The 7,502-nt window shown below is 33.2% G+C and carries 6 protein-coding genes; 2 read left to right on the forward strand and 4 right to left on the reverse strand.

Annotated elements, in window-relative coordinates; translation table 11 throughout:
* The 4 genes from KHW44_RS04455 to glmU form a co-directional block, all read right to left on the reverse strand.
* On the reverse strand, positions 1–248 hold a 248-nt coding region (locus KHW44_RS04455), incomplete at its 3' end, for a SurA N-terminal domain-containing protein (protein ID WP_304066466.1).
* Positions 249–259: 11 nt separating this feature from the next.
* Complete coding sequence (gene mfd / locus KHW44_RS04460; protein WP_304066469.1) at positions 260–3,766, reverse strand: transcription-repair coupling factor; 3,507 nt, start codon at positions 3,764–3,766, stop codon at positions 260–262.
* Positions 3,763–4,332: an aminoacyl-tRNA hydrolase gene (gene pth, locus KHW44_RS04465; RefSeq protein WP_304066472.1), complete on the reverse strand. Its 570-nt coding sequence runs from the start codon at positions 4,330–4,332 to the stop codon at positions 3,763–3,765. Before pth ends, mfd begins: the two co-directional genes overlap by 4 nt.
* A 15-nt stretch (positions 4,333–4,347) precedes the next feature.
* Complete coding sequence (gene glmU, locus KHW44_RS04470; RefSeq protein ID WP_304066475.1) at positions 4,348–5,712, reverse strand: bifunctional UDP-N-acetylglucosamine diphosphorylase/glucosamine-1-phosphate N-acetyltransferase GlmU; 1,365 nt, start codon at positions 5,710–5,712, stop codon at positions 4,348–4,350.
* A 129-nt stretch (positions 5,713–5,841) separates the two neighbouring features.
* Between glmU and KHW44_RS04475 the strand changes: the two genes are divergently transcribed.
* Positions 5,842–6,963, forward strand: a complete 1,122-nt coding sequence (locus KHW44_RS04475) for an FAD:protein FMN transferase (RefSeq protein ID WP_304066478.1) — start codon at positions 5,842–5,844, stop codon at positions 6,961–6,963.
* Between the two features lie 80 nt (positions 6,964–7,043).
* Positions 7,044–7,502, forward strand: a 459-nt coding sequence (locus tag KHW44_RS04480) for a hypothetical protein (RefSeq protein ID WP_304066481.1), incomplete at its 3' end; no start/stop codon positions are given.

The raw sequence follows: 7,502 nt of genomic DNA on the forward strand, positions 1-7,502 counted from the left end.
ATTTTTTCGTTAATTAGCATATCAATGATTTTAGGTTGGATTTGCTTCAAAGCTTCCTTACCTTGTTCTGTATTAGGGTTGAAAATATCTTGTCCATAATATTGCTTGTAATCTTCCATTACCTTGTCTACATCTTTTTGGTAGATGTATTCTTTTCCAATCTTAGCTACTGCTCCGTCAGGTTTTTTAGAACATGATGTTACCATTACCATCATCATAGCTAATACAATTGCTAAAAATTTCTTCATTTTTCCTCCAATTATTTCTCATTATCCTTCAAAAGTATCGATAATACTTCAATAGGATCTCTCAAATTTTTGTCTTCAAATCCCAAAATGATTTTAGGTTTTTCTGACAAATCAAATCTCATTTCTTTTTTGTAATTTTCTGTCAAGTATTTTAATGTTTCTAATGAAATTTTGTCAGGAGAAGAAAATTGCAAGAAAAGTTCTCCCTTTATTTCTTTTATACTTTCAATGGACAATCTCGCGCAGAACGCTTTGATTATAGATACATCCATTATATTAACGATAGGCTTAGGAACATCTCCAAACCTGTCGATTAATTCATCAATTATTTCAGAATAATCATCCTCATCTTGTATAGATGCGATTTTTTTGTATATATCAATCTTGGTTTCATTTTCAGAAATGTAATCTTCCGGAATATATCCGTTGACTTTGATTTCGATTGCGACTGTATTCTTGTTTTCAGAAATAGTCTCACCTTTGGCTTCTCTGACTGCTTGTTCCAAAAGCTTCACATACAAATCATAACCGATTTTTGCGATGTGACCGTGTTGGCTTTCTCCCAAAAGATTCCCAGCTCCCCTGAGTTCCAAATCTCTCATTGCGATTTTGAAACCAGAACCAAATTCCGTAAAATCTTTTATCGCCATAAGTCTTTTTTCGGAAATTTCAGTTAATGATTTTTGTCCTTCGTATGTGAAATAAGCAAACGAAGTTCTATCAGATCGACCAATACGTCCCTTTAATTGATACAATTGCGACAAGCCCATCTTATCTGCATTATAAATTATCATTGTGTTGACATTTTGTATATCAAGACCCGTTTCTATAATAGTTGTGCACAATAGTAAATCATAAATTCCATCTTGGAAGTCAAGCATTACATTTTCTAGCTCTTTTTCATTCATTCTACCATGTGCTATCGCTATGCTTAATTCTGGAACCAATTCTTTTAATTTGAATTCCATCTGATCAATATCTTCTATTCTATTATACACAAAATAAATCTGTCCGCCGCGGTCAAGCTCTCTGATTATAGCATCTCTTATCAAACTAGGATTGTACTCTGTAACATAAGTTGATATTGGAGTTCTGTCTTCTGGTGGTTCTTCCAATAAACTCATATCTCTAATTCCTGTCAATCCCATTTGTAAAGTCCTAGGAATTGGTGTTGCTGACAACGTAAGTACATCTACATTTTCTCTCATAGATTTTAATTTTTCTTTGTGTCTCACACCAAATCTTTGTTCTTCGTCGATTACTAATAATCCCAAATCTTTGAACTTCAAATTTTTCGACAAAATCCTATGAGTTCCCACCAATAAATCTACAAGGCCTCTTTGCACATCCTTCATTATTTGTTTTTGACGTGCTGGAGATACGAATCTACTCATCATTTCAACTCTGATAGGATAATCTCTGAATCGTTCTTTTATAGTGTTGAAATGTTGTTGTGCAAGAATCGTCGTCGGAACTAAAAACGCAACTTGTTTCCCATCCATTATCGCTTTAAAACAAGCTCTGATGGCAACCTCCGTTTTACCGTAACCAACATCGCCACACAATAACCTGTCCATTGGCCTGTCCGATTCCATATCAGCTTTGATTTCTTCAATGGATCGTACTTGTGAATCTGTTTCTTCGTAAGGAAATGAATCTTCGAATTCCCTTTGCCATTCGGTATCTTGTGAGAACTGATATCCTTTTAATTTGGCTCTTTTCGAGTACAATTCAACCAAATCATCCGCCATTTCATCTACTGATTTCTTGGCTTTTTGTTTTGCCTTTGCCCAATCATTTCCACTTAGTTTATTTAAAGAAGGCTTTTTGACATTGCCACCGCCGATGTATTTTTGGACCAAATTCATTTGATCGGTTGGAATCATTAGCCTATCATTAGCTTTGTATTGAATTACAATGTAATCTTTTTGAATTCCATTTACATCGATTTTTTCAATTCCCTTGTACTGACCAATCCCGTGATTTTCGTGAACCACATAATCATCAATATTCAAATCAGAATAATTGACAATATCTTGGCCGGTGCTTTTTTTCTTCTTACGTTTTCGAATTTGTTTTTCGCGTCCGAAAATTTCCTTGTAAGTAATTATCAAATACTTAGGATCTTTTATTTCAAAACCATTAGGCAAATTCTTCTGAGTAATCAAAACCTGCGAAGATTTGATGTTCGCATTGTAATCTTCAGCTTCAAGAGTAGGAATTCCATTGGTCAAGAACAAATCCTTTAGCATATTTTTTCGTTCGATATTTGCCGCGAACACAATTTGTTTGAATCCTCTTAAACTGTTGGATTTGATATTTTCAACCAAACTGTCGATGTTTTTGTTAAAGTTTGGCGCTTCCAATGTTTTAAGCTGATACATAGCATTTGATTCGATAAGTCTAGTTCTTTTGACCAAACTTGTAATGTTGACAGATGTTTTCGATTTTATCAATTTCAAAATATCTGAAATTGGAATAAGAGATTGTTCGTGCTTGGATAAAACCTCTCCTTTTTCAACCAAATACACAAAATCTTCCAAAAATCTCTTTTCTTTTTCCTTATAAATATCATAACATCTGGACAAATCTTCAATCAGCATTATGCTGTCGTCAGCAAAATAATCGAACACAGTATCATAATCTTTTTTAGTAAGAAAACATGACACCAAGTCGATTTCGTATTCCAAATCACTTCTGATGTATTCCATCAGTTTTTCGAATTTGTCCTTGACATTGTCTACATTCTCTCCAAAAATCGGATGATTAACTCTCTTGTCCAAATTTTTCTGAATAGAATTGATAATAGAATCTTTCTTTGATCCTTCAATGATAAGTTCGCTGCAACTAATGATATCGATGAACTTGCAATCTTCGATGGATCTTTGGGTTGATACTTCGAAAAACCTCATCGAATCTATCTCATCATCGAACAATTCAATTCTTACAGGAAATCTGCTGTGTACAGGAAAAATATCTACAATTCCACCTCTTATAGCAAATTGTCCCTTGGATTCTATGGTGTCTACTCTTTCGTATTTCAATACCTTCAACTTTTCTTGAAGTTCTTCCAAATTTATCAAATCGGTGTCTTTGATTGTAAATGCATATTTTTTTGCAACTGATTTTTTGGTGATTTTCTTAGTTAAAGCATCAAATGTCGTAACGATAATAAATTTTTCGTCGTTTAACAATTTGAACAGCACATTCACTCTTTGATCTTCTGCATTATCATCTAGTGATCTTGCGTTGTACAAGTTGAGTTCTCTGCTTGGAAAAAATTCGCAAATATTATCTTCAATATCATTCAAATATTCCGTCAAATTCCTCGCTCTCATATTGTCTTCTACGACTACTACAAGAGGTTTGTCTATGTTTTTGGATGTGGCATACACAAAACTTGCGAAAGCTTCCTTAATGACACCGTGAATGTAAATCGACGAGTTATCAGATGATAAAGAATTTAAATATCCCTGAAATTCTGTGTTATCTTCGTAAATTTTAGTTAGAAAATTCATATCATGCTTTTCCCATTGAAGTTGTTCATAGCGTAATCGACATTTTCTTCAACTATTTTGATAGCAGCTTCACTTGACATGTCGATTTCTTTTTCCAAAACTTCGAATTCCTTCTTGCTAAATTGTGACAACACAAAATCTTTCAGATCATATTTATCATTTTGACCGACAGAGACTTTGATTCTTGCGAAATCTTGCGATTGAATCAAATAAATTATGGACTTCAACCCATTGTGAGTTCCCGCAGATCCTTTCTTTTTTATCCTAATAGTTCCAAAAGGAATATCAATGTCATCGCAAATAACAATAAGATTTTCTGCTGATAAATTATAATAATTAAAACAATCCAATATAGCTTTTCCAGAATCATTCATATACGTTGAAGGCTTCATCAATATCACCTTTTCGTTTCCGATAAATCCCTCACCAATCAACGATTTGAATTTTAATTTGTTCACCTTAATATTCAATTTTTTTGCCAAATCATCTATAACCATAAATCCGGCATTGTGTCTTGTGTATTCGTACTTACTTCCTGGATTACCCAGTCCTGCGATTAAATACATATAATCATTCCATTTCTATCTTTTTTTCTTATAAACCCAATCTTTTTTATTTTCTTGGCGACTTCTTCCAATTGAAAGTGCGCCTTCTTCAACATCCTCAGTAATTGTAGTTCCACAAGCGATGAAGCTGTCTTTTTTCAAAGTCACAGGAGCAATCACATTTGAATTAGAACCGACAAACACATTGTCTTCAACTACGGATCTGTGTTTGTTCTTGCCATCGTAATTTACGAAAATCACTCCACAACCGATGTTGATATTTTCCTTCAAATCACTGTCCCCAACATAAGCCAAGTGACCTGCTTTTGTTTTGTTTCCTACAGTTGAGTTTTTGATTTCAACAAAGTTTCCGATATGAACATTTTCTTTCAAAACGCTGTTTGGTCTCAAATGTGCAAAAGGTCCGATGTCTGTATTTTTTCCAACAACAGAATTTTCGATGTATGATGATTTGATAACCACATTGTCATCGATTTTGGAATCCACGATTTCGCAATCTCCTTTAATCAAACAATCAGATCCTATTTCTGTGTTTCCGTAAATTCTGCAAGGTCCAATAATAACAGTGTCCCTTCCAATTTTTACGGACGGTTCAATAATTACAGAATCTGCATTTGAAATTACAACGCCTTCTTCCATGTATTTTTGGTTGACTCTTTGTTTCAAAATTTCTTCGCAGAAATACAATTGAGCTTTTGTATTGATTCCATAAGTTTCGTTGACATCAGAGTGTTTGAAAGTCTTGATGATTTTGCCGTCTTTTCTGATGATTTCGAAAATATCTGTCAAATACATTTCACCTTTCGAATTATTTGTACCGATTTTTTCAATCGACATCTTCAACACATCGCCGTTTACAATCATCATGCCGCTGTTGAACTCTTTAATTAAAAGTTGTTCTTCGTTACAATCTTTTTGTTCTACGATTTTGAGCAAATTGCCGTCGTTATCTTTTACAATTCGTCCGTATCCAAATGGATCGTCGATTTCACTTGTAAGAACTGTTGCAACTGAATTTTGTTGTTCATGGAAATCAAAAAACTTCTTCAACGTTTCTTGCTTTATCAACGGAGTATCTCCCGTTAAAATAATAACTTTATCGTCGTCATTTATTTCATCCAAACATAATTTAACGGCATATCCTGTTCCATAAGGATACTTTTCTCCTATATTTTGTTTTACTAAATGAATACTTTCATCTAAGTTTTCTCTTAAAATATCGTAATTATTTCCGCCGACTACTATTTTTTGATCCACAAAATCACAAGCATCCATGACGTAATCAATCATAGTCTTGTTCAAAAGTTTGTGCAAAACTTTTGAGTTGTGAGATTTCATTCTAGTGCCTTCTCCGGCAGAAAGTATAATAGCTTTCTTCATTATTCATCTCCTAAAAAATTGTCATTACCATTATACTATAAAACAGGAAATTTAAAAGCATATATTGTTAAAATAAGTCAAAGATGTCAACTTTTATCTAAAATTTGATATAATGTATGTGGTGATTATATGAAAAAATTTATATTAGTATTTTTAACATTAACAATGTTAGTTGGCTGTTCTCAAGAAAAAGGTGAAAATAAACCAGTTCCAAAAGAACCAGCACCACAAGTAAATGAAAATGCTGAATCTTCATCTAAAGATTTTGAGAAACACGAAGCCACACTTTATGACAAATTTGACACAGTAATAAGATATAGTTTGTATACAAAATCTGAAAAAGAATTCAATGAGTATTCCAAGTTTATCAACGATGAATTTGACAGACTTCACAAACTATACAGCACTTACGAAAATTTTGATGGCGTAGATAACGCAAAGACAATCAACGATAACGCAGGAGTTAAACCTGTAAAAGTCGACAAAGATTTGTTTGATTTAATCAAATGGTCAGTAGAAGATTATTCCAAATACAATAAAAAAACAAACATTGCATTTGGTTCTGTAACTGATTTGTGGAAAGAATACAGAGACAACGCTCTGGAAAAGAAAAAAATCGAAATTCCTTCAGCAGATGTTTTGAAAGAAAAAAATCTTCACACAAGTATCGACAACATAGTTTTGGATGAACAAAACAGCACAGTTTTCTTGAAAGATAAAGATTCAAGACTAGATTTGGGTGCCACTGCAAAAGGATATGCCACAGAAAAAATAGCCCAAGAAGTAGAAAAACGTGGACTAAAATCTGGAATTATCTCAGCAGGTGGAAACGTCAGAACAATTGGAAAACCAATCATAAAAGGAAAAGACAGCTGGGTAGTCGCAATCCAAAATCCTAATTTGAACGAAGAACCAGACAAGCAATACGTCGCAATCTTGAAAATACCAGAAACAACATCTATGGTTACAAGTGGTGATTATCAAAGATTTTACGTTTACAACAACAAAAAATACCACCACATAATTGATCCGGATACACTAAATCCAGCAGATCATTTTAAATCAGTGACAATCGTCACAAAAGATTCTGGACTTGCAGATTTCCTATCTACAACAGTTTTTGTTATGAATTACGAAGAAGGAAGAAAATTAGTCGATTCATTAGACGGCGTCGAAGCATTCTGGGTATTTGAAAACAACGACATCAAATACACGGACGGCTTAAAAGATATTATAGAACTAGAAAAATAGAATCAATAAAATAGTATGATATTTTATTGAATATGTGGTAGAATATTATTGCTATTAAATCAAACATAAGGAGGATTTTTATGCACCCAATGATACAAAGATTTGTGGATTCAGAATTTTTAGATGAACAACAAGCAGAATTCATCGAAAAAGCAATCGAAAACCACGAAAATATTATTATCTCAGGACATAGATCAACAGGAATCAGACAATTATTAGCTATTATGATGGGAATTGCTAAGAAACAATTCAAATCAGTACAAGTTAAAGGATTAGAAAGCATGGACGAAGATGCTGAATACTATTTAATTCCTGGTATTGACACAGAAGAATTCGAAGATATCGTTCAAAAAGCATTCGATAAACCAAATTCTTCACTAATCACAATCAAAGAACCAGAACACCCATACTCAATTATGAAAATAATGAAAAAAGGTGGCAAAAATTCAGGAGATTACACAAAAGTTGTAAACTTCTTAGAAGCTCGTAAAATCGATGGCGTTCCATTCATGATTAGTACAACAAAAATGACTTACAAC

Source organism: Finegoldia magna, assembly GCF_018371055.1.
In the GTDB taxonomy this organism is placed as follows: Bacteria; Bacillota; Clostridia; order Tissierellales; family Peptoniphilaceae; genus Finegoldia; species Finegoldia magna_I.

What these genes read in the sequence shown, in the direction of transcription:
- mfd (WP_304066469.1), bottom strand. Translation starts at nt 3,766, where the DNA reads ATGAATTTTCTAACTAAAATTTACGAAGATAACACAGAATTTCAGGGA.
- pth (WP_304066472.1), bottom strand. Translation starts at nt 4,332, where the DNA reads ATGTATTTAATCGCAGGACTGGGTAATCCAGGAAGTAAGTACGAATAC.
- glmU (WP_304066475.1), bottom strand. Translation starts at nt 5,712, where the DNA reads ATGAAGAAAGCTATTATACTTTCTGCCGGAGAAGGCACTAGAATGAAA.
- KHW44_RS04475 (WP_304066478.1), top strand. Translation starts at nt 5,842, where the DNA reads ATGAAAAAATTTATATTAGTATTTTTAACATTAACAATGTTAGTTGGC.